Source organism: Paracoccus sp. (in: a-proteobacteria) (genome assembly GCF_030538755.1).
In the GTDB taxonomy this organism is placed as follows: Bacteria; Pseudomonadota; Alphaproteobacteria; order Rhodobacterales; family Rhodobacteraceae; genus Paracoccus.
The window spans coordinates 61,574-83,570 of the sequence record NZ_JAUNTJ010000002.1 but is presented as its reverse complement, the minus strand read 5'-3'; the positions used below and the strand labels follow the sequence as shown (position 1 = coordinate 83,570).

15 protein-coding genes and 1 pseudogene are annotated in these 21,997 nt (G+C 65.3%); 12 read left to right on the top strand and 4 right to left on the bottom strand.

Translation table 11 applies throughout. The features are described 5' to 3' along the window. Position 1 precedes the first annotated feature (1 nt). The 12 genes and pseudogenes from Q4G14_RS01520 to Q4G14_RS01465 form a co-directional block, all read left to right on the top strand. Positions 2-553 carry a TRAP transporter small permease gene (locus tag Q4G14_RS01520; protein ID WP_303359955.1) on the top strand — a complete coding sequence of 184 codons (552 nt, stop codon included), beginning with the start codon at positions 2-4 and terminating at the stop codon, positions 551-553. Further along, the gene (locus Q4G14_RS01515; protein WP_303360086.1) at positions 550-1,872 is read left to right on the top strand and encodes a TRAP transporter large permease; all 1,323 of its coding nucleotides are present in this window, start codon (positions 550-552) and stop codon (positions 1,870-1,872) included. Before Q4G14_RS01520 ends, Q4G14_RS01515 begins: the two co-directional genes overlap by 4 nt. 99 nt (positions 1,873-1,971) lie before the next feature. After that, on the top strand, positions 1,972-3,201 hold the full coding sequence (locus Q4G14_RS01510) for a putative DNA modification/repair radical SAM protein (RefSeq protein ID WP_303359954.1): 1,230 nt from the start codon (positions 1,972-1,974) through the stop codon (positions 3,199-3,201). After that, positions 3,198-4,049: a TIGR03915 family putative DNA repair protein gene (locus Q4G14_RS01505; RefSeq protein ID WP_303359953.1), complete on the top strand. Its 852-nt coding sequence runs from the start codon at positions 3,198-3,200 to the stop codon at positions 4,047-4,049. Before Q4G14_RS01510 ends, Q4G14_RS01505 begins: the two co-directional genes overlap by 4 nt. A gap of 39 nt (positions 4,050-4,088) precedes the next feature. Continuing rightward, positions 4,089-4,850, top strand: coding sequence for a FadR/GntR family transcriptional regulator (locus Q4G14_RS01500; protein WP_303359952.1), 762 nt, complete (start codon positions 4,089-4,091; stop codon positions 4,848-4,850). Further along, complete coding sequence (locus tag Q4G14_RS01495) at positions 4,840-5,847, top strand: ABC transporter ATP-binding protein (protein WP_303359951.1); 1,008 nt, start codon at positions 4,840-4,842, stop codon at positions 5,845-5,847. Before Q4G14_RS01500 ends, Q4G14_RS01495 begins: the two co-directional genes overlap by 11 nt. Beyond that, the gene (locus Q4G14_RS01490) at positions 5,844-6,905 is read left to right on the top strand and encodes an ABC transporter ATP-binding protein (RefSeq protein ID WP_303359950.1); all 1,062 of its coding nucleotides are present in this window, start codon (positions 5,844-5,846) and stop codon (positions 6,903-6,905) included. Before Q4G14_RS01495 ends, Q4G14_RS01490 begins: the two co-directional genes overlap by 4 nt. A gap of 18 nt (positions 6,906-6,923) precedes the next feature. Further along, on the top strand, positions 6,924-8,429 hold the full coding sequence (locus Q4G14_RS01485) for an ABC transporter substrate-binding protein (RefSeq protein WP_303359949.1): 1,506 nt from the start codon (positions 6,924-6,926) through the stop codon (positions 8,427-8,429). A gap of 60 nt (positions 8,430-8,489) precedes the next feature. Then, on the top strand, positions 8,490-9,437 hold the full coding sequence (locus Q4G14_RS01480) for an ABC transporter permease (protein WP_303359948.1): 948 nt from the start codon (positions 8,490-8,492) through the stop codon (positions 9,435-9,437). Then, entirely contained in the window at positions 9,434-10,306 is an 873-nt protein-coding gene (locus Q4G14_RS01475) for an ABC transporter permease (RefSeq protein ID WP_303359947.1), read from the top strand. The genes Q4G14_RS01480 and Q4G14_RS01475 overlap by 4 nt, the downstream gene beginning before the upstream one ends. Positions 10,307-10,318: 12 nt before the next feature. Further along, positions 10,319-12,082, top strand: coding sequence for a gamma-glutamyltransferase family protein (locus Q4G14_RS01470; RefSeq protein ID WP_303359946.1), 1,764 nt, complete (start codon positions 10,319-10,321; stop codon positions 12,080-12,082). A gap of 82 nt (positions 12,083-12,164) precedes the next feature. Further along, a pseudogene (locus Q4G14_RS01465) lies at positions 12,165-12,421 on the top strand (transposase); the annotation flags it as partial. A 149-nt stretch (positions 12,422-12,570) separates the two neighbouring features. Here the strand turns inward: Q4G14_RS01465 and Q4G14_RS01460 are convergent. The 4 genes from Q4G14_RS01460 to Q4G14_RS01445 all read right to left on the bottom strand — a co-directional run bounded on the left by Q4G14_RS01460 (position 12,571) and on the right by Q4G14_RS01445 (position 21,990). Beyond that, on the bottom strand, positions 12,571-14,727 hold the full coding sequence (locus Q4G14_RS01460) for a TonB-dependent receptor (protein WP_303359945.1): 2,157 nt from the start codon (positions 14,725-14,727) through the stop codon (positions 12,571-12,573). Positions 14,728-14,897: 170 nt separating this feature from the next. Then, the gene (locus tag Q4G14_RS01455; protein WP_303359944.1) at positions 14,898-15,608 is read right to left on the bottom strand and encodes a 4'-phosphopantetheinyl transferase; all 711 of its coding nucleotides are present in this window, start codon (positions 15,606-15,608) and stop codon (positions 14,898-14,900) included. Continuing rightward, complete coding sequence (locus tag Q4G14_RS01450; protein ID WP_303359943.1) at positions 15,566-16,885, bottom strand: MATE family efflux transporter; 1,320 nt, start codon at positions 16,883-16,885, stop codon at positions 15,566-15,568. The genes Q4G14_RS01455 and Q4G14_RS01450 overlap by 43 nt, the downstream gene beginning before the upstream one ends. Beyond that, positions 16,882-21,990: a non-ribosomal peptide synthetase gene (locus tag Q4G14_RS01445; protein ID WP_303359942.1), complete on the bottom strand. Its 5,109-nt coding sequence runs from the start codon at positions 21,988-21,990 to the stop codon at positions 16,882-16,884. The genes Q4G14_RS01450 and Q4G14_RS01445 overlap by 4 nt, the downstream gene beginning before the upstream one ends. Positions 21,991-21,997 lie beyond the last annotated feature (7 nt).

Sequence of the window (21,997 nt, the reverse complement as noted above, 5' to 3'; positions counted from 1 at the left end):
CATGACCGGCGCAGACCAGACGGCCCCCGCAGACCAGGGCCCGCCACAGGAAAAGGGGCTGCCCGTGCCGGTGCCGCGCTGGCTGCTTGGCCTTGCCCGCGCCTTTGCGATTGCGGGGGGCGCGGTGCTGATGGCGATGATGCTGATGACCGTCATCAGCATCACCCGCCGCAGCCTGCTGGGTGCCCCGATTGCGGGCGATTTCGAAATGGTCGAACTGGCCTGCGCCATCACCGTGTTCTGTTTCCTGCCGTGGTGCCAGATCACCCGCGGCAATGTGCTGGTCGATTTCTTTACCATGCGCGCCAGCCCACGGCTGAACCACATGCTCGAAGCGGTCGGCGATCTGATTTATGCGCTGATCGGCGGGCTGATCCTGTGGCGGCTGTGGCACGGCGCGATGGATTTCCATCAGTATAACGAACAGACGATGATCCGCCGCATCCCGATCTGGTGGAGCTTTGTCATCATCTTTCCGGCCTTCAGCCTGCTGATCGTCACCACGGTTTTCACCATGATCGGCCATCTGCGCATGGCATGGGGGCGCGTATGACCGGGATTTCCGCCGGGCTGACCGGGTTTGCGGTGCTGCTGGTGCTGATGGCGCTGCGGGTGCCGATTGCGGTGGCGATGCTGACCGTGGGCGTGACCGGCTATGGCCTGATGAACGGGCTGACGCCGCTGCTGGCCTATCTGAAAACCAGCACCTATTACCAGTTTTCCACCTATTCGCTGTCGGTCATCCCGCTGTTCGTGCTGATGGGCGAATTCGCCACCCGCGCCGGGATGAGCCGGGCGCTGTATCGTGCCGCCGCCGCCTTTATCGGCCACAGGCGGGGCGGGCTGGCCATGGCCTCGATCGGGGGCAGCGCCGCCTTTGGCGCGATCTGCGGATCGTCGCTGGCGACGGCGGCGACCATGGGTCAGGTCGCCCTGCCCGAGATGCGCCGCTATGGCTATTCCGGCGGGCTGGCCACCGGGGCACTGGCCGCTGGCGGCACGCTGGGCATCCTGATCCCGCCCTCGGTCATTCTGGTGCTGTATGCGCTGATGACGGAACAAAGCATTGCCAAGATGTTCGTGGCCGCGATGATCCCCGGCATTCTGGCGGCCTTGGGCTATATGCTGGCGATTGCGGTGTATGTGCGGCGTCATCCCGGCGCAGGCCCCGCCGGCCCGCGCGCCAGCCTGCGGGAAAAACTGGCCGCGATCCGCGAAACCTGGTCCATCGCGCTGATTTTTCTGGTCGTCATCATCGGCATGTATCGCGGCTGGTTCACCCCGACCGAGGCCGCCGCCGTCGGCGCCTGCGGCACCTTCGTTCTGGCCGTGCTGCACGGCGGAATGCGGCTGGAGGGGCTGATCCGCTGTCTGGAAGGCACAGCCAAGATCACCGGCATGATCTTTCTGATCATGCTGGGCGCCGAGATGTTCAACGCCTTTCTGTCGGCCACGCGCACGCCGTTTCTGGCCGCGCAGATGATCGCGGAATCGGGGCTGTCACCAATGCTGGTGCTGGTGGCGATCCTGCTGCTGTATATGGCCATGGGCTGCGTGATGGACAGCATGTCCATGCTGCTGCTGACCATCCCGATCTTTTACCCGATCATCGCCGGACTCGATTTCGGGCTAAGCCGCGAAGAAACCCTGATCTGGTTCGGCATCCTTGCCGTCGTCGTGGTCGAGGTCGGGCTGATTACTCCGCCCGTGGGGATGAACGTCTTTGTCATCAACGGACTGGCCCGCGATGTGCCGATGTGGGACAGTTTCCGCGGCGTGATCCCGTTTCTGGTCAGCGACATCATCCGCATCGTCTTTCTGGTGGCCTTCCCCTTCATCTCGCTGGGGCTGGTGCGGGCCTTGGGCGGATAGCGTTTGGTGGGACGCCCGGTTTCGCGCCGGGCGTCCCGCATCAGACCCGACGCGCAGAGGCGAATTGACGAACATTTCGCGAACATCTACAATCCCGGAATGGTCAAAACCCTTCAGGAAAAGCTGGCGATTCTGTCCGACGCGGCCAAATATGACGCCTCTTGCGCGTCATCCGGGGGCGAACGGCGCGATTCCCGCAAGGGCGGTCTGGGGTCATCCGGGGGCAGCGGCATTTGCCACGCCTACACACCAGACGGGCGCTGCATCAGCCTGCTGAAAATCCTGATGACGAATTTCTGCATCTTCGATTGCGCCTATTGCATCAACCGGGCGTCGTCGAATGTCGAACGCGCGCGCTTTTCCGTGGACGAGGTTGTGCGCCTGACGCTGGAATTCTATCGCCGCAACTATATCGAGGGGCTGTTTCTGTCATCCGGCATCATCCGGTCATCGGATCAGACCATGGCAGATATGGTCAATATCGTCAGGGTCTTGCGGCAGCAGCATGGCTTTCGCGGCTATATCCACCTGAAAACCATTCCCGACGCCAGCCCCGATCTGATCCGCGAGGCGGGGCTTTATGCCGACCGGCTGTCGATCAATGTCGAACTGCCGCAAGATGCCAGCGTGCGCCAGCTTGCCCCCGAAAAGCGCCCCGAAACGATCCGCTCGGCCATGGCGCAGGTCCGGGTCGAGGGCGAGGCCGCCAAGGATCGCAGCCATACGGGCAAACGCCCACCCCGCTTTGCGCCTGCCGGGCAAAGCACGCAGATGATTATCGGCGCGGATAACAGCGACGACGTGACGATCCTCAAAAGCTCGGCCCGGCTTTATACGGGCTACAAGCTGCGGCGGGTGTATTATTCGGCCTTTTCGCCCATCCCCGACGCCTCGCAGGCGCTGCCGCTGATCCAGCCGCCTTTGCTGCGCGAACACCGGCTGTATCAGGCCGACTGGCTGCTGCGGTTTTACGGCTTTACCGCCGAAGAAATCGCCACCGGCACCACTGCCGGTCATCTGGATCTGGACATCGACCCCAAGCTGGCCTGGGCCTTGCAGCATCGCGGGGTATTTCCGCTGGATGTGAACACGGCGGCGCGGGAATTGCTGCTGCGGGTGCCGGGTTTTGGCACGCGAACGGTGGACCGTATCCTGACCGCGCGCCGGTCACGCGCGCTGCGGTATGAAGACCTTGCGCGCATGGGGGCGCTGATGAAAAAAGCCCGTCCCTTCATCAGTCTGCCGGGCTGGTCGCCCCGTGCGCTGACCGACAGTGCCGATCTGCGCGCCCGCTTTGCCCCGGCACCGAAACAGTTGCAGTTGCTATGAGCCACGCCGTCACCCTGCCAGATCGCGGCATGTTCGGGGCGTGGCGCCGCGCCGCGCGCATCGCGATCAGCCACCGCATCCCGCCCCCCGACATCGACTGGAGCGGCACGCAGGGTCTGTTTGCCGCCGATCCGCTGCCCGACACGCCGGGGCCGCATCAGGCGCGTGTGCCGGCGGCCTTTCTGAAGCTGGCCGGTTCGGTCATCTGGCATTCCGCACCGGAACGGCTGGCACTGCTGTATCAGGCCCTGTGGCGTCTTGACCGGCGCGAGGGTGATCCGCTTGGCCCTGCCGATCCGCTGGGCCACCGCCTGAATATGCTGGCAAAATCGGTTCGGCGCGACATTCACAAAATGCACGCCTTTGTGCGCTTTCACGAATTGCCGTCCAAGGGCGTGCGCCGCCGCTTTGCCGCATGGTTCGAACCCGATCACAACACGCTGGAACCGGGCAGCACATTCTTTGTGAACCGCTTTGCCGATATGGACTGGATGATCGCCACTCCGCGCCTGACCGCACAGTTTCACGATGGCGCGCTGTCCTTTTTGCCCGGTGGGCCACGGCCAGATCTGCCCAGCGATGCCTCGGCCGCGCTGTGGGTGACGTATTTCACCAATATTTTCAACCCCGCGCGGGTCAAGCTTGGGGCGATGCGGTCGGAAATGCCGCTGAAATACTGGAAAAACCTGCCCGAAACCGCCGCGCTCCCCGATATGCTGCGCGATGCCGAAGCGCGCGTGGCACGGATGCATCAGGCAGCGGGGCGCGCCAGCATTGACGGGGGACAGGCCCCAACCGCCGCACGGGCCAGCACCTGCACGGCAGATCGCCGCGGCGAACCGTCATAAAATGCTTGTAAAGTGGTCCCGAACCTTTACGCTGAACCAATGCAAAGTGGTTCCGCCCTGACAGATGGCCTGCCCAAGGCTGATTTGCCGGAAAGTTCGGCCAAGGCGCTGGAACAGATCCGCACCTTGCTGACCGAGGTGGCCTGCAAGGAAACCGGGCGATTGCCGACCGAACGCGAACTGGCCGAGCGTCTGGGCAAGGGGCGTCGGGCCATTCGCCGCGCTTTGGAAGTGCTTGAGGCAGAGGGCGCGATCTGGCGCAAGCATGGGTCTGGCACCTATCTTGGCCCCACGCCGGCGGTTACGCCCCCATCACCGGCGATGAGGCAGCAGACGATGCCTGCCAGCCCTGCCAGCCTGATCCACATGGTAGAAGCGCGGCTAATGCTGGAACCGGCCCTGGCGCGTCTTGCGGCTCTGCGCCATGTGCCGAATGCCTTGACGCGCATGAAAAGCTTTGCGGATCGGATTGCCGCTGCCGAAGACGTGGATGGCGCGGACCTGTGGGACAGCGCGCTTCACCGCGAAATTGCGGCTGCGGCGGGCAATCCGATCCTGCTGGCGCTGTTCGATCAGATCAACGGCTGGCGCTATGATGAAGGGATGCGCCGCATCCGCCTGCGCGCGCGCCGCCATGCCGGGACGATTCAGCCGGTGATCGACGAACATCACACCATTCTGGACGCCATCGCCTCGGGCGACGGCAATGCCGCCGCCGCTGCCATGCGCGATCACCTGACCAGCCTTCAGCGCGTGTTCCTGCGCTATGCCACCGAGGAGACGACCGGCCATGACATCTGACACGCCCGTGCTGGAACTGCGCGATCTGTCGATCCGGTTTCGCGGCCAGCCCATCGACCTGATCGACCGGGTCAGCCTGTCGATCATGCCGGGGCAGACATTGGCCGTGGTGGGGGAATCGGGCTGCGGCAAATCGGTGACATCGCTGGCCGCCATGGGTCTGCTGCCCAAACGCGCGGCCACCATCACCGGCGGGCAGGTGCTGTTCAACGGCCAGGATCTGCTGACCAAATCCACGCGCGAGATCGAGGAACTGCGCGGCAACCGCATGGCCATGATCTTTCAGGAACCGATGACCAGCCTGAACCCGGTCTTTACCGTCGGCGATCAGATCGCCGAGGCCGTGCGCCGGCATCGCAGATGTTCGCATGGCGAAGCGCGCAAGCGGGCGCTGGAGATGTTCCGCCGGGTGCGGATGCCTGCGGCGGAAAAGCGGATGGACGATTACCCGCACCAGCTTTCGGGCGGGATGCGTCAGCGGGTGATGATTGCGATGGCGCTGGCCAATGATCCGGCGCTGCTGATCGCGGATGAGCCGACAACGGCGCTGGATGTGACCATTCAGGCGCAGATCCTTGATCTTATGCGCGAATTGCAGGCCGAATATGGCACCGCGCTGATGATGATTACCCATGATCTGGGCGTGGTGGCGGAAATCGCAGATCAGGTGACGGTGATGTATGCCGGGCGCGTCGTCGAAAGCGGCCCTGCCGCGCAGATCTTTGGGGAACCGCAGCATCCCTATACGCTGGGGCTGATGGGGTCGATGCCCGCGCTTGGCGGGCGCCGGCAGGGCGGCGCGGCGCGGCTGATGACCATTCCCGGCGCGGTTCCCGTGCCCGAGGCAATGCCGCCCGGCTGTCGCTTTGCCAGCCGCTGCCCCTTTGTCATCGACGCCTGCAACGCCGCGCGCCCGGCGATGCAGACCGGCGAGGCGGGCCACCAATGGGCCTGCATCCGCGCACCTTTGGAACAGCACATCGTGGGGGCGGCATGACCGATACGATCCTGACGGCGCGCGGCCTTGAGAAGCGCTTTGAAACCGGCGGTGGCCTGTTGTCCGCGCCGACGATCATCCATGCGGTGAATGGCGTCGATCTGGATATTCGCCGTGGCGAAACATTTGCCATCGTCGGCGAATCCGGCTGTGGCAAGTCCACCCTGGCGCGTCTGTTGCTGCGGCTGATCGACCCGTCCGACGGGCAAATTACCTATGAGGGGCGCGACCTGACCGGGCTTTCGGCATCCGATATGCGGGCGTTGCGGTCGGAATTGCAGTTCATCTTTCAAGACCCGTTTTCCTCGCTGAACCCGCGCATGACGGTGGAAACCATCGTGGGCGAGCCGCTGATGGTTCATTCCGGCCTGTCGCGCCGCGAACGCCGGGCGCGGGTGCGCGCGCTGCTGGAAAAGGTCGGGCTGCGCCCCGAACACGCCGACCGCTACCCGCACGAGTTTTCCGGCGGTCAGCGTCAGCGCATCTGCGTTGCGCGCGCCTTGGCATCGGGGCCAAAGCTGCTGATCGGGGACGAACCCGTTTCCGCGCTGGATGTTTCGGTGCAGGCGCAGATCGTGAACCTGCTTGAGGATCTGAAAGACGATTTCGGCCTGACGCTGATCGTCATCGCCCATGACCTGGCCGTGATCCGCCACATGGCCGACCGCGTGGCGGTGATGTATCTGGGCGAGGTGGTCGAACTGGCTGATACGGAAAGCCTCTATTCCACGCCGCGCCATCCCTATACCCGCGCGCTGTTGTCGGCGATCCCGGTGCCGGTTCCGGGTGCGCGTCAGGCGACGGCACATCTGGGCGGTGATATTCCTTCGCCCGCCAACCCGCCCGCCGGTTGCAAATTTCACACCCGATGCCTCCACGCGACTGAAATATGCGCCAACACACATCCGGCGCTGACGGGCGAAGGCCACCAGACCGCCTGCCATCACTGGCAAGACCTGCCGCCGGTGGACAATGCCGCACGGCGGACCATGCAGCGCAGCACCGTGGCGGAACAGCGTTTCGCGCTGTACCGCGCGGCCGCCGATCACGTTTCATAACAGGGAGAACGAACCAAAATGACCCTTCGCAACCCTCTGCTGGCCGCTTTGCTGGTCAGCGCACTGGCCGCGCCGGCCTTTGCTGCCGATATGCGCATCGGCCTGAACGAAGACCCGGATTCGCTGGACCCGGCACAGTCGCGGACCTTTGTGTCCTCGCTGGTTTATGAATCGCTGTGCAACCGTCTGGTAAACACCAATTCCGACATGGAGATCATCCCCGAACTGGCCACGGCATGGAACTGGTCCGAGGATGGCAAGGCGCTGGTCTTTACCCTGCGCGAAGGTGTGACCCACCATGACGGCACCCCGTTCAACGCCGAGTCCGCCAAGCGCGTGCTGGAGCGGAACCTGAACTTGCAGGAATCGCGCCGCAAATCGGAACTGTCCTCGATCGGGTCGGTCGAGGCGACGGGCGAACATGAGCTGACCGTTCATCTGAAATCGGCCGATGTCACGGTTCTGGCGCAGCTGGCCCATCACGCGGGGCGGATGTATTCGCCCGACGCCGCCGAAGCCGCAGGTGCCAGCTTTGGCGCGAAACCGATCTGCACCGGCCCCTATAAATTCGTCGAGCGGGTCGAGGGCAACCGGATCGTGCTGGAAAAATTCGCCGATTACTGGGAAGCGGACGAATATCACTATGACCGCGTGATCTATCTGCCGATCCCCGATGGCACCGTGCGTCTGGCCAATGTCCGCGCCGGTGATCTGGATATTTCCGAACGCACCCAGCCGACCGATGTGCCGCAGGTCCGCAATGATACGCGCCTGCAATTGTTCGAGGTTGCCAATATCGGCTATCAGGGCATCACCGTGAATGTCGGCAACGGGCCGCGTGCAGAAGGGCCGATGGGGGCGAACAAGCTGGTCCGTCAGGCGCTGTCGCACGCCATCGACCGCGAGGCGCTGAATCAGGTCGTGTTCGAGGGGCTGTATGTGCCGGGTAACCAATGGGCCGCGCCGGGATCGTTCTGGTATGACGAAAGCGATCCGGTTCCGCCGCGCGATGTCGAAAAGGCCAAGGAACTGCTGAAAGAAGCCGGGATCGAGGGCCGCATCGCCGTCGAGATGCAGACCGGCAACGCGCCGCAGGCCCAGCAGCAGGGCGCCGTCATTCAGGCCATGGCCGCCGAGGCCGGCATCGACATCACCCTGCGCCCGACCGAGTTTGCGACCCTGCTGGCCGAAAACGTTGCTGGTAACTTTGACATCTCGCAGCAGGGCTGGTCGGGCCGGATCGACCCGGATGCAAACATCCATCCGTTTGTCTTTACCGGCGCGGGGAATAATGACGAACATTATTCCAACCCCGAGGTTGACCGCCTGCTGGCCGAGGCCCGCACCATCGCCGACCCCGCAGAGCGCAAAAAGCTGTATGACCAGAGCCGCGAGATCCTCAAGGACGAGATGCCGCTGATCTATCTGTATCACATCAAGTATTTCTACACGATGCGGCAGGGGATCGAAGGTTTCGTGCCTTATCCTGACGGGATCATCCGCCTGCGCGGCGTGACCGGCTGATCTGCACCTTTCCCGCCCGGCGTCCAGCCGGGCGGGGCTTGCCCCCGAAAGGCCGACCGAATGTTGCGCTATATCCTGAACCGTCTGCTGGTGGCGATTCCGACGCTGTTTCTGGTGACGGTCTTCGTCTTTCTGCTGACCAAGCTGCTGCCCGGCGATCCGCTGCTGGTGCTGGCGGGCGAAGACCGCGACCCCGAAACCATCGCCGCGCTGCGCGAACAATATCGCATGAACGATCCGCTGATCTTTCAATACGGCTATTGGCTGTTTGACGTTCTGCGCGGCGATCTTGGCACCTCGCTGCGCACTGGCCTGCCGGTCACGGAACTGATCGCGCAAAAGCTGCCGGTCACGATCCAGCTTGCGGTCATGTCGATGTTCTTTGCGCTGATCGTCGGGATTCCGATGGGGGTTCTGTCTGCGGTGAAAAAGGGAACCGTGGTCGATTACGCCGCCAATATCTTTGCGCTGTCGGGCCTGTCGGTGCCGAATTTCTGGCTGGGGATCATGATGATCCTGCTGTTCGCGGTCAATCTGGGCTGGCTGCCCGCCTCGGGCTATGTCGAACCTTGGGTCGATCTGAAACGCAGCTTCATGACCATGCTGATGCCGTCGGTCGTGCTGGGCACCGCGATTGCGGGCACGCTGATGCGGCATACCCGTTCGGCCATGCTGGGGGTGTTGCAGGCCGATTATGTCCGCACCGCCCGCGCCAAAGGGTTGCGCGAAGGCGTCGTCGTGCGCAAACACGCCTTTCGCAATGCGCTGTTGCCGGTGGTAACGCTGACCGCGCTGCTGTTTGGCGAGCTGCTGGCCGGTGCGGTGCTGACCGAACAGATCTTCACCATCCCCGGCTTTGGCAAGATGGTCGTCGATGCGGTGTTCACCCGTGATTACGCCGTCGTGCAGGGGGTCGTGCTGGTCACAGCGACCATGTTCATTCTGGTAAACCTGTTGGCCGATGTCCTGTATGTCGTGCTGAACCCGCGGATGAGGGCGAACCTATGACTGCTGCCACAACTGCCGCTGACGGGATCGCGCCCCGCCGCAAGAACCGCGCATGGACCAAGTTCAAGGCCAATCGCTCGGCTTTGGTCGGCGGGTTTCTGGTTCTGTTTTTCGTGCTGGTCGCGGTTCTGGCCCCGATCCTGCCGCTGCCCGATCCGACGGCGACAAGCTGGACCGCCATTCGCCAGCCGCCATCGCCGGCGCATTGGCTGGGCACGGATGAGCTGGGCCGGGACATCCTGTCGCGGATGATCTGGGGCGCGCGCGCCTCGCTGATGGCGGGGGTGATTTCGGTCATGATCGCGCTGGCCGTGGGGGTGCCGCTGGGGCTGATCGCGGGCTATTTCGGCGGCTGGATCGACCAGATCATCGCGCGGATGACCGATGCGCTGCTGGCCATGCCGTTCCTGATTATGGCCATCGCGCTGGCGGCCTTTCTTGGCCCGTCGCTGACGAATGCGATGATTGCCATCGGCCTGTCAGCGGTGCCGATCTTTATCCGCCTGACGCGCGGTCAGGTGCTGTCGGTCAAGACCGAAGATTATATCGAGGGCGCCCGCGCCATCGGTCTGGGCCATCTGCGGATCATGGGCCGCTATATCCTGCCCAATGTGATCCCGCCGATCGTGGTTCAATCGACCCTGACCATCGCCAGCGCCATCATCGCCGAGGCATCGCTGTCGTTTCTTGGCCTTGGTCAACAGCCGCCCGCGCCCAGTTGGGGCACGATGCTGGCGACGGCCAAGAACTTTCTGGAACAGGCCCCCTGGATGGCGATCTGGCCCGGAACCGCGATCTTTATCGTGGTGATGGGGTTTAACCTGATGGGCGACGGTCTGCGCGACGCGCTGGACCCGCGAGAACATTAAAGGAGCCTGACGATGCGGCCGGTTATTCAGGGATCGTTCGGGGTTGTGACCAGCACCCACTGGCTTGGCTCGGCGGCGGGCATGGCCATGTTAGAGCGGGGCGGCAACGCTTTTGATGCCGCCGTCGCCACCGGGCTGGTGTTGCAGGTGGTCGAGCCGCATCTGAACGGCCCCGGCGGCGATCTGCCTGCGATCATCCATACGGACGGGCAGACGCGGGTTCTGTGTGCCCAAGGCCCCGCGCCCGCCGGTGCGACCCTTGCGCATTACCGGGCGCAGGGGCTGGAGCTGATCCCCGGCAACGGTCTGCTGGCCACCGTCATCCCCGGCGCATTCGACGGCTGGATGACCATGCTGCGCGATTACGGCACGATGGAGCTGGCCGATGTGCTGGAACCGGCGATCCATTATGCGGAACATGGCCATCCGATCCTGCCCCGCGCCGCCGCAGCGATTGCCGGGCTGGCCGATTTCTTTCGTGCGCATTGGCCGGGGTCTGCCGCGACATGGCTGCCGGATGGCCAAGCGCCGCAGGGTGGCCGCAATTTCCGCAACCCCACGCTGGCCGCGACATGGCGGCGGCTGCTGACCGAGGCGCGGGGCCAGAACCGCGAAGCCCGGATCAATGCGGCGCGCGACGCTTTCTATCGCGGCTTTGTGGCGGAACAGATCGACCGCTTTTGCCAGCAACCCTTCATGGACGAATCCGGTGCGGCCCATGCCGGTGTGCTGACCGGCGCGGATATGGCCGGTTACGCCGCAACATGGGAAGCGCCGCTGACGCTGGATTTCCACGGCTGGCAGATCGCCAAGGCAGGCCCGTGGACACAAGGGCCTGCGTTCTTGCAAACACTGGCACTGATGGCCGGCGATGATCTGGCCGCGATGGACCCGCTTGGCCCCGATTACCTGCATCTGCTGGCCGAGGCGATGAAACTGGCCTTTGCCGACCGCGAAACCTATTACGGCGACCCGGATTTCAGCGATATTCCGGTGGCCGCGCTGCTGTCAGCCGATTACAACCGCGCCCGCCGCACCCAGATCGAGGAACGCGCCAGTTACGACCTGCGCCCCGGTGTGGTGCCAGGGTTTGAGGCGCAGGTGACGCATATGCGCGCGCTGCTGGATCGCCTGTCACGGCCGGAAGGTGCGGTCTATGAACCCACGATGGCGCATCTGGGGGATGCGCCGCGCGGGGATACGGTGCATCTGGATGTCATCGACCGCTGGGGCAATGTGGTTTCGGCAACGCCTTCGGGTGGCTGGCTGCAAAGCTCGCCGGTGATCCCCGGTCTTGGCTTTTGCCTGAACAGCCGTGCGCAGATGTTCTGGCTGACGGAAGGCGCGCCCACCTCGCTGGCACCCGGCCGTCGCCCGCGCACCACGCTGACACCCGGTTTCGCTGTGGGGCCGGACGGGTCGCGGCTGGCCTTTGGCACGCCGGGCGGCGACCAGCAGGACCAGTGGCAATTGCAGTTCTTTCTGCGTCACGCGGTGTTCGGCATGGACCTGCAAAGCGCGATTGACGCGCCGGTGATTCATACGACGCATATCCCGTCGTCCTTTTATCCGCGCACCCGCCAGCCGGGCCAGATCGCGATCGAATCCGATATGCCCGCCGCCACGATCAAGTCCCTGCGCCAGCGCGGCCATGACCTGAACCTGATCCCGGCCCAAAGCGCCGCCCGCCTGACCGCCGCCCGCCGCGACCCTGACGGGCTGTTGTCAGCAGCGGCCACCGACCGGCAAGGGCAGGCCTATGCAATGGGCCGATAGGGCGTTTAGGCTCAGAACCCATTAATCGGCTTGAGGCTGCCCGGTCTGCCTGATTCAAGCTCCTGCACTAACGGGGGTGATGATGAGTAACCTTTTCTGGCTGACCGACGCGCAAATGGAGCGATTGAAACCGTTCTTTCCGAAGGTGAGGAAGATCAGAAAACGATCCAGTGGATCGTTTTCCTGACGAACGGGCAAGCCGCGGGTCGATGACCGGCGGGTATTGAGCGGCATAATCTTCATCAATCGCAATGGGTTGCGGTGGTACGATGCGCCCTGCGTGAGTACGGACCTCCGAAGACCCTCTACAACCGATGGAAGCGGTGGGGTGACATGGGGTCTTTGAAGCGTCCCGGGTTTACCCTCGCAGCAACCGTCTTGTTCTGGCTTTGAAGATCAATGCGGCCGGTGCCTGATAGCGGATTATGGAACGGAAGGACGCCCCGCAGGTCATGCGAGGCGTCGATGTCATCGGCCCAGGCTGCAAGTCAGAACCGGTAATCCAGCCGCAGACCCACTTCGCGGCGATCGCCCAGCGTCGCCATCGCGCCCGGACCATAGGCATAGGTCAGATACTCGCGGTCAAAAAGATTGGTGGCATAGGCCGTAACGCGCGCATCGCCAAAAGCGTAACCCACCGCCATATCGACGATGCCGAACCCGCCCAGTTCCAGCGGCGTGTTGCTTTCCAGCCGCGACAACATGCTGCTTTGCAAGCGCAGGTTGCCATTGGCGAACCAGCCCTGATCGGCGCCCCAGGCAAAGCCCACCGACAGCGAGCGTTCCGGCGCACCGGCGAAGGGCAGCCCCGTAAAGTCGGCCGATGCCGTCTGGAAATCCTTGAACTCGGTATGCAGCACCCCGATGGAAGCCGTCAGGTTCAGCATGTCGGTGGCTTCATAGGCCAGCTCGACCTCGGCGCCATAGGATTCGGATTTGCCCGCGTTGGTGATATAGGCAGTGCGGGGGTCCAGCGGATCGCGGTGCAGTTCGACCTGCTGATCGTTCCATTTCTGGTAGAACAGGTTGGCCGACACGCGCAAACGGTCGTCCATGAAACGTCCTCGCCATGCCAGTTCAAGGTTCTGGGTGCTTTCGGCATCATAGGAATATTGCGTGCCGTCAAACGTGTAGATGCCCGACCCGCCGGGGCGATACCCTTCCTGATAGACCAGCGACAAGGACTGGTTCGTGTCGAATTCGTATTGAACGCCCAGCTTGGGGATGAACGTGGTGTCGCTGTAATTGGTCGAGGTGTTCGAGGTGACAACACCGTCGCGGCTGGCAAACGCGGTCTGATCCTGCGATATGCGGTCCAGACGCCCGCCGATGATCGCCCGCCAGCCGGGCGAGAATTCGTAGTTCGCCTCGCCGAACAGCGCATAGTTGGTGATGTCTGCGCTGTTGCGCGTCTGGTCAAAGTTCAGCAGCGTCTGATCGCGGAACGAATCCTGCTTTTCCTTGGCGGCATAGGCTCCGGCGACCCAACGCAGCGGGCCGTTGTCATAGTTCAGGCGGATTTCCTGACTGACCAGCCGCTGCTTGAAGGCACCATCGACGACCAGAAACTCGCCCGCCGTGCCTTCATTGATCGAATGGCGTTCCGTCAAAGAGTTCGTATAGCCGGTCTGTGCGGTCAGGCTCAGGAAATCGTTGATGTCATGCGTCACCTCGATGCCAAAGTTATCGACATAGGTTTCGCGGACATCCTGAAAAGCCGGCAGCGCGGTCAGGCCAAGGCCGGCATATTGATCGGGCAGGATGCTGCCCCAGCCATCTCCGCGCCTTTCGCCAAAGGACGGGCCGTTTGACGACCACAGCGGGCCATAGATGTCGTTCTGCGTCGGGCCGTCAAAAGTCCGGGCATAGCTGAAGACCACGCGCGTCGCGTCGTCTTCGGTCGGCAGCCACAGCAGCTTGCCGCGAAGCGCCCAGTAGTCGTCCTTGACGTAATCGTCATAACGATCATAGCCCCGATAGGACGGATAGTTCAGATCGCTGTCTTTTTCCGAATATTCGCCGCTGATCCGATAGGCCAGCCGGTCGCCAAGCGCATTGCCAAAGGCCAGCCCGACCTGTTTGTGATTGTCCGATCCATAGGTCAGCTGCGCCGCGCCCGACCGCGCGAATTCCGGGTCTTTGGTGCGCAGATAGATCGCACCGGCCAGTGCCGAACGCCCGGTCAGGGTCGATTGCGGGCCGCGATAGACCTCGATCTGTTCCAGATCGAAGGTGCCGCGCAAGCCGCGTCGGGTGCCCTCGACCGTCTGCTGCACGCCGTCGATATAGAAGGACGCCAGCGGCGTGCCGACCCCGCCCGGCGTCAGCCCTTCGGAATTCACGCCGCGCAGAATGAAGCCGCTTTCGGTCCAGTCACCGGCGCCGACATTGGCCATGCGGTGATAGGCGTCGTTATAGGTCTGGATCGTCGGCTGGCCCAGTTCCTGCGCCCCGACCACGGCCACGCTGGTGGTTGAATCGTCGATATTCGTCGTGGTGCGGTCGCCATACAGCGTGATTTCGTCGAGGACGTTCACCTCGGCGTCTTGTGCGCTGGCGCTGTGAACGATCAGCCCCGACCCAAGGGCCGAGCCGATCAGCAGGGCGGCCACGCGGGCCTGCCGTTTGCGGTATGAATTGTGCATGTCTGTCCCCCGATCCGAACAAAATCAACCGAGGACTGGCTGCACATGAACGAAAGACTGGCTGCCTCGGGAATCGCTTACGACGGCGGATGATTGCCGATCAAGTGTTTTTGTCGGGAATAGGGGCGAATCCGTGAAACCGGGCGGGGAAGGTGGCAGAAATGCGTCATTTATACGGGCATTTCGCCTTTGGGTAGCAAGGCGAGCGTCACGCAATCGCCATCGTCAACGCCATGCAGAACAGGGATTCGCCAGCCGCGAAAGGCGATGGTCAGGTGCAGGGGCGTCAGCGCCGCCACCTGCGCCTCGTGGAAATCGGGGATGTCGGCAAGCTGCGGCGACAGCGCCTTGTAAGTTGCCTCTTTGGCCGAAAAGACCAGGGTGCAGAACCGGGCCACATCCATCCCGGCGGGGCGTTGCGCATGATCGGCGGGCGACAGCAGCAGGTGCCCGACCTCGGCCACGGTTCGCGGCGACATCAGCGGTTCCAGATCGACACCGATGCCGCGTATGTCGCGCGCGGCCACCGCGACGACGCGATGGTCGGTATGGGTGATAGACCCCGCAATTCCTGCGGGCCAGACCGGTGCCCGACCGCTGCGGGCCACGACCTCGGGCGCGTTCAGCGCGCGCAGCGCCAGCACGGCACAGGCGCGTCCGGCCAGATATTCGCTGCGCCGTTTCGGGATCGCGCGCTGCATGTCATCCGGCAGATCGACCACGACCGGGCCTTGCGCTGTCTCTTGTGACAGGCGGCAGGCATCGGTCACATGCAGCAGGCCTGATCGCCAGACCACGCCCGGCGCATCCAGCAATGCCCGGTCCGACAGCGCCCCGATCATCCGGCGGGCCGGGGCGGCAAGCTGCGTCGAGCGTTCCATCGCCATGCCATTGCGGTTGCCTTTGCCAGTTCCTCGATGATGAAGGCATACCAGACACCCGCCGCGCCGCCATCCATCTGCACACAGAAAATCCACGCCAGCGGCAGGCCCAGCCCCCATGTCAGGGCCTGACTGACCAGTACCGGCCAGCGCACGTCCGCGACCGCGCGCAGGGCGTGAAACAGCACCATGTTCACCGCAAAGCAGGGTTGCAGCCAGATCGTCAGCCACAGCAGCCGGCGCGACAGGTCATGGACGGCGGGATCTGGCGTGAACAGATCAACGAACGCGCCCGACCCCGCCCAGATCAGCACCGCGCAGCCCATCGACAGGGCCGAGGCGATCAGCGCCGCCTCGACCGCCTGCCGCCATGCGCTGTCGGTCTGGCCGCTGCCCTGACGAAAGCCGATCAACACCTCGGACCCTTGCACGATGGCCATGATGACCAGCGTCAGGAAAGACATCGCGATCATGACATACGCACGGGACAGGACGGCAACCTCGCCCTGCGTGGCGATCACCGCCACCAGGATGATCTGGTAAAAGCCATAGGCGATGAAATCCGACACGCCAGGCAGCGCGATGGCGGCCATCCGGCGGATCGCGGGCCAGCGGCCCCGGATGACGCGCGGACGCAGGTCCAGCCGCAGCATCCGCAGGGTAACGGCGGCCAGCACCAGCGCCACCCCCGCCCGCAGCGCCAGATTGGCAAGCCCCGCCCCCCGCGCGCCCAGATCCGCGCGCAGCACCAGCAGATATTCCAGCGTCAGATAGAACACCGCGCCAAGGATACCCAGCACCATCACCACCCTGCTGTGCCCAAAGCCGCGCAGGCAGGCAATCGCCGTGGTGCCAAAGCACAGGAACGCCATCGCCGCCCCTGCCAGATGCAGATAATCGCTCGCATCCGCGCGCAGGCCAGGCTCCAGCGCCATCAGCCGCAGGATCAGCGGCCCGCCAATGGCCAGCGCCGCGCCCATGACCAGCCCCGCCACGCCATTCGCCACACAGGCCACCGAGGCCGTCAGCCGTGCCGCACGCACCCTGCCCCGGCCCAGTTGCCGCGCGATGGTGACGACGGCACCGATACCCATGACGGCGGACAACTCGACCATCACCCGCAGCACCTGCCCCGCCACGCTGAGGGCGGCGGCAGTTTGCGGGCCATGGGCGCTGAAGATCATCATGTCGAGGATCATCACCCCGAACATGACCAGCGATTGCAGGAATAGCGGATAGCTGAGCTGGAACAGCGTCCGACCTTGCAGCGTCGTCATTCGTCGCCAAAGCTGACCAGCGCGCCGATGGACTGGGGGTCGATATCCAGATCCGGCAGGCTGTGGGCTTCGGGCGCTGTGGGGCGCGCGACGGCAGCCAGTTCCGCAATGGTCGGGTGGCGGAACAGATCGCGCGGATCAAGGCTCAGCCCGGCCTCTGTGGCGCGGGCCGCGACCTGCACCGCCTGCACGGAATCGCCGCCCAGATCGAAAAAGCCCTGATCGCGGCCCGGCGCGGGAACCCCCAGCACCGCCGCCCAGATCGCCGCCAGCACGGTTTCGGCATCGGTCTGCGGCGGGGTGCCGCTGGCGGCACAGGCGACGGTTTCCGCAGGATGCAGCCGTGCCGGATCGGGCGCCCCCTCAACCAGCGTGATCCGCCCGTCACGGTCCAGCCGCGCCGCCTGTCCGGTATGGAACAGACAGGCATCGGCGGGATGGAACCCGCGCGGATCGACATTCGGGTTGGGCCGAAAGGCCGCTGCCGTCGCCGCCGGATCACCCGCATAGCCGCGCGCAAGCCCCGCCCCGGCAAGCGCCAGCTCTCCGATGCAGCCCGGTGGCAGCAGCACCCCGCCGGCATCGACGATCAGCGCCCTGACCCCCGGCGCGGGCCGCAGGCGATCATCCGCATCACGGATGAAGGCATGTGGCATCTCTGCCGGATCGTGCCAGTCGGCGGTGGTCGGCCCCGCCACCAGATGCGCCGATGGCGCGGCGTGATCCATCTCGGTCAGCACCTGCGCGCGTTCCGCCGCCGTCAGCAGCGGAAGGTCCGCCAGAGGCATGTCCGGCGATTGCGCAATTCGGTCCAGCCACGCCGCAAAGCGCCGGGCCAGCGCCGCGCCGGTCTCTGTGCCGATCATGTCGGTGGCGTGGTCGAAATGCCCGCCAAGGCCACCGTCGTCGCGCCAGATCTCCAGCGACAGGTCAAAGCGCGCGCGTCCCTGCGCGCCGCCGGGCAGCGCCTGCCAGCACAGGCCGCCACCCAGATCGCCCGCACGCGGGGCATCGGCCATTGAAAACATCGTCTGCACCAGCGGCGCGTGGCTTTCGCTGCGGGGCGGCTGCATCAGTTCGATCAGTTGTTCGAACGGCAGATCCTGATTGGCATGGGCTGACAGCACCATATCGCGCATCCGTGCCAGCAGTTCGGGAAAATCGGCGGCATTGGTATCAGCCCGCAGGACCAGCGTGTTGACGAACAGCCCGATCAGATCATGCAGTTCGGGCAGGCGACGGTTACTGACCGGCGTGCCGATCAGCAGATCGCGCTGGCCGGTGTGGCGTGACAGGAACAGCGCATAGGCCGACAGCAGCACGATGAACAGCGTGGCCCCGTTCGCCCTCGCCAGCCGCTCCAGCGCCTGCGTGGTGGCGGCACCGACGTGGAACGACGCACGCGCCGCCTGCCCGTCGCGGCGCGCAGGGCGCGGGCGGTCGGCGGGAAGGGCCGTCACGGCGGGTGCGCCGGTCAGCCGCCGACGCCAGAAATCGCGCGCCTCCGCCACCGGCAAAGCCCGCTGCCATGCGGCAAAGTCGGTGTATTGGACTGCGGGGGGCGGTGCCTCGGTCCCGGCATATCCCTGCGCCAATTCGTTCAGGATCACGCCAAAGGACCATTCATCGGCCAGAATATGATGCAGCGTCAGCAGCAGAACGTGATCGTCCGCCGCCTGCCGCACCAGATGCGCGCGCCACGGCGGCGCAGCGGACAGGTCAAAGGGCGTCGCCGCCTCGGCCCGGCGCAGCGTGTCAAGGTCGCGGGCCTCTGTGATGGGCAGGTCGGGGATGAAATCGTCCAGCACCCGCACCCGCGCCACCCCCTGATCGGCGGGAAACAGGCAGCGCAGCACCGCATGGCGGACGGTCATGCGGATCAGTGCCCCGTGCAGGCGCGCAGCATCCAGCGGGCCGGTCAGCCGGAGGGCAAGCGGCAGGTGGTAATCGGTGGATGCCGGGTCCAGCCGCGCCAGCAGCCATTGCCGATGCTGGGCCGCCGACAGCACCGGCAAGGCCCCCGGCATCACCGGCGGCAAGGCCTGTCCTCCGCCCGCGATCCCCGCGCAGAACCGCGCCAGCACCGGCGTCTGAAACAGATCGCGCAGGGCCAGATCGACGCCCAGATGGCGGCGGATATCGCCAATCACACGCATCGCCGCAATCGAATCGCCGCCAAGCGCGAAGAAATCATCCTCGGGGGCGACATGAGGCACCGCCAGCACCTCGGCCCAGATCGCCGCGATCACCTGATCGCGTGCGCCCCCCGACGCGGCGACAGGGCGCGGCCCGGCGTCCGGCAAGGCATCCGGTGAGGGCAGCGCCTTGCGGTCGATCTTGCCGTTGGGCGTCAGCGGGAACCGATCCAGCACCACCCAGGCCGAAGGGATCATGTAGGCGGGCAGCGTTACCGCCAGATGCGCCCGCAGCGCGGCGGGCGTCGGCGCATCGTCGCTGCGCAGATAGCCCGTCAGCCGGGCGGTATTCCCCTCGCCCCGGACCATCGCGACGGCCTGCGCGATGGCGGGATGGGTCTCGATCTGGCGCTCGACCTCGCCCAGTTCGATCCTGTAGCCGCGCAGTTTGACCTGATCGTCAAAGCGGCCCATGAATTCAAGCGTCCCGTCATCCGCCAGCCGCATCCGGTCGCCGGTGCGGTAATGGCGCGCATCCTGCCGGGTTACGAAACGGTCTGCGGTCAGGTCGGGGCGGTGCAGATAGCCGGGCGAAAGCCCGTCGCCGCCGATCCACAATTCGCCCGGCACGCCCATGGGAACGCGCCGCCCCTGCCCGTCGCGCAACGACAGCACTGTGCGGGCAATGGGGCCGCCCACGGGCACTTTCGGCGCGGCCAGATGCCGGGCCTCGACCCGCAGCGCAGCGGACCAGATCGTCGTTTCCGTCGGACCATAGAGGTTCCACAGCACCCCGCCCAACCCGATCAGATCGCGCGCAAGGGCGCTGTCCAGCGCCTCGCCCCCCGAGATCATCCGCAAACCGGGCGCACCCTGCCAGCCGCTGTCGCGCAAGACCCGCCAGCCTGCGGGCGTGGCCTGCATGATCGTGATGTCGTGATCCGCGATCATTCGCGCCAGCCCCGCCCCGTCCAGCGCCGCGCCGGTGGGGGCCAGCACCACGGTGCCCCCCCGGATCAGCGGTCCGAACAGTTCCAGCCCGGCAATGTCAAAGCCCACCGTGGTCAGCGCCAGCAGCCGGTCATCGGCGGTCAGGCCGGGTTCCACGCACATGGATTCCAGAAAATTCGTCAGCGCCGAATGCGGGATCGGCACGCCCTTGGGCCGACCCGTGCTGCCGCTGGTATAGAGGATATAGGCCAGATCGCCGGGTGCCACCTGATCGGGCAGCGGCGACGCACCCGCGCAATCCTCGACCGGCAGGATGCCGATGTCGTCCAGCGCCGCCAGCGTTGCCTGCCCCGCCGCATCGGCCAGCGCCAGCACCGCCTGCGCGTCCCGCAGGATATAGGCGATCCGCTCGGCCGGATATGCGGGGTCCAGCGGCAGCCAGGTCGCGCCGCAGCGCCAGACCGCGATCAGGCTGGCCAGCAGGTCGGGCGTGCGGTCCTGACAGACGGCGACGATATCGCCCGGCCCGATGCCCAGATCCTGCAACGAAGCCGCGATCTGCCCCGACCGCGCCACCAGACCGGCATAGGTCAGCCGCGCCCCATCAGGGGTTTCAAGCGCGATCCGCGCCGGATGCGCGGCGGCGATGGCAAGTATCTGCGCCAGCGTCGATGGCGCGGCGGGCAGATCCATGCCCTGTCCGACCCGCACCAGCCCGGCGCGCTCTGCCTTGGTCAGCAGGTCGATCCCGGCCAGAGTTGTCGCGCGTGTCAGCCCCTCCATCACCTGTGTCAGATGCCCTGCAAGACGCGGCAGCGCGGCGGCGGGGATGCGGGCGGTGTCCGCGGTCAGGCACAGCGTCAGCGGATCGCCGGGCAGCAGCTTTATCACCAGCGCAAAGTCGGTTTGTTCACGCATTCCCGTCGCTGTCAGGCGCAGGCTGGCCCCACCCCTTGCGACGGCCATTTCGATGCTTTCGGGATAGGTTTCCACGATCACAAGGCTGTCGATCAGCGGCGCCGAAGCGGGCAGCCCCGCCGCAGCGCGGATCGCGGACAGGCCGATATGGCCATGCGCCTCGCGCAGCGGATGGCCCGCCTGCAACGCGGCCAGCCAGTCGGCGGGTTGCGCATCATCGGGCGCGCTGACACGCAGGGGCACGGTCTGAAGAAACAGGCCGACCATCTCTTCGACCCCCGGCAGGTCGGCCGGCCGGCCCGACAGCACCGTGCCAAAGGTCACATCGCTCTGCCCGGCATAGCGCGACAGCACCAGCGCCCACGCCCCCTGCATCAGCGCAGCCAGCGTCAGCCGGTGCGCCTGCGCAAAACCTGTGATGCGGGCGGCAAGGGCCGGGTCCAGCGTCTGGCGGTAATCGGCCGAACCGTGCTGTCCGGCATCTGTGCGGTCGATGCCCAGCGGCGTCGCGCCCTCGATCCCGGCCAGTGTGCTGGCCCAATGCGCGCGGGCTGCCTCGGCATCCTGCGCGGCGTGCCAGTCGGCGAAGTCGCGGAACGGGCGGGGACGCGGGCCGGGCCGGGCACCGGCGTAGAGGTCCAGAACCTCGCGCACAAGCAGGGCGCCGCACCAGCCGTCCAGCAGAATGTGGTGAAAGCTCCAGACAAAGACATGGGCGTCGGGGGCGGTGCGCAGCAACGCGAACCGCATCAGCGGCAGCGCGTCCATCGCAAAGCCGCGCGCCCGGTCGGCGGCCAGCCATGCGTCCAGATCGCCCTCGGCACAATCCAGCATCTGCCATTCCGCCACCGCGCGGCTGTGGATGGCAAAGGCAGGGCGGTCCAGATCCTGCCAATGCGCCTGCCCCCGCAGGATGTCGTGGCGGTCGATCACCGCCTGCCATGCCGCGCGAAAGGCGTCCGGGTCCAGCGCGCCCTGCAACCGGCCCCAGTATTGCTGGACATAGACCCCCTGCCCTGGCGCATAGAGCGTCTGGAACAGCATTCCCGCCTGCGCGGGCGTCATTTCAAAGACGTCGGTGATGTCGTGGGGCAAGGTCATCTCCGGG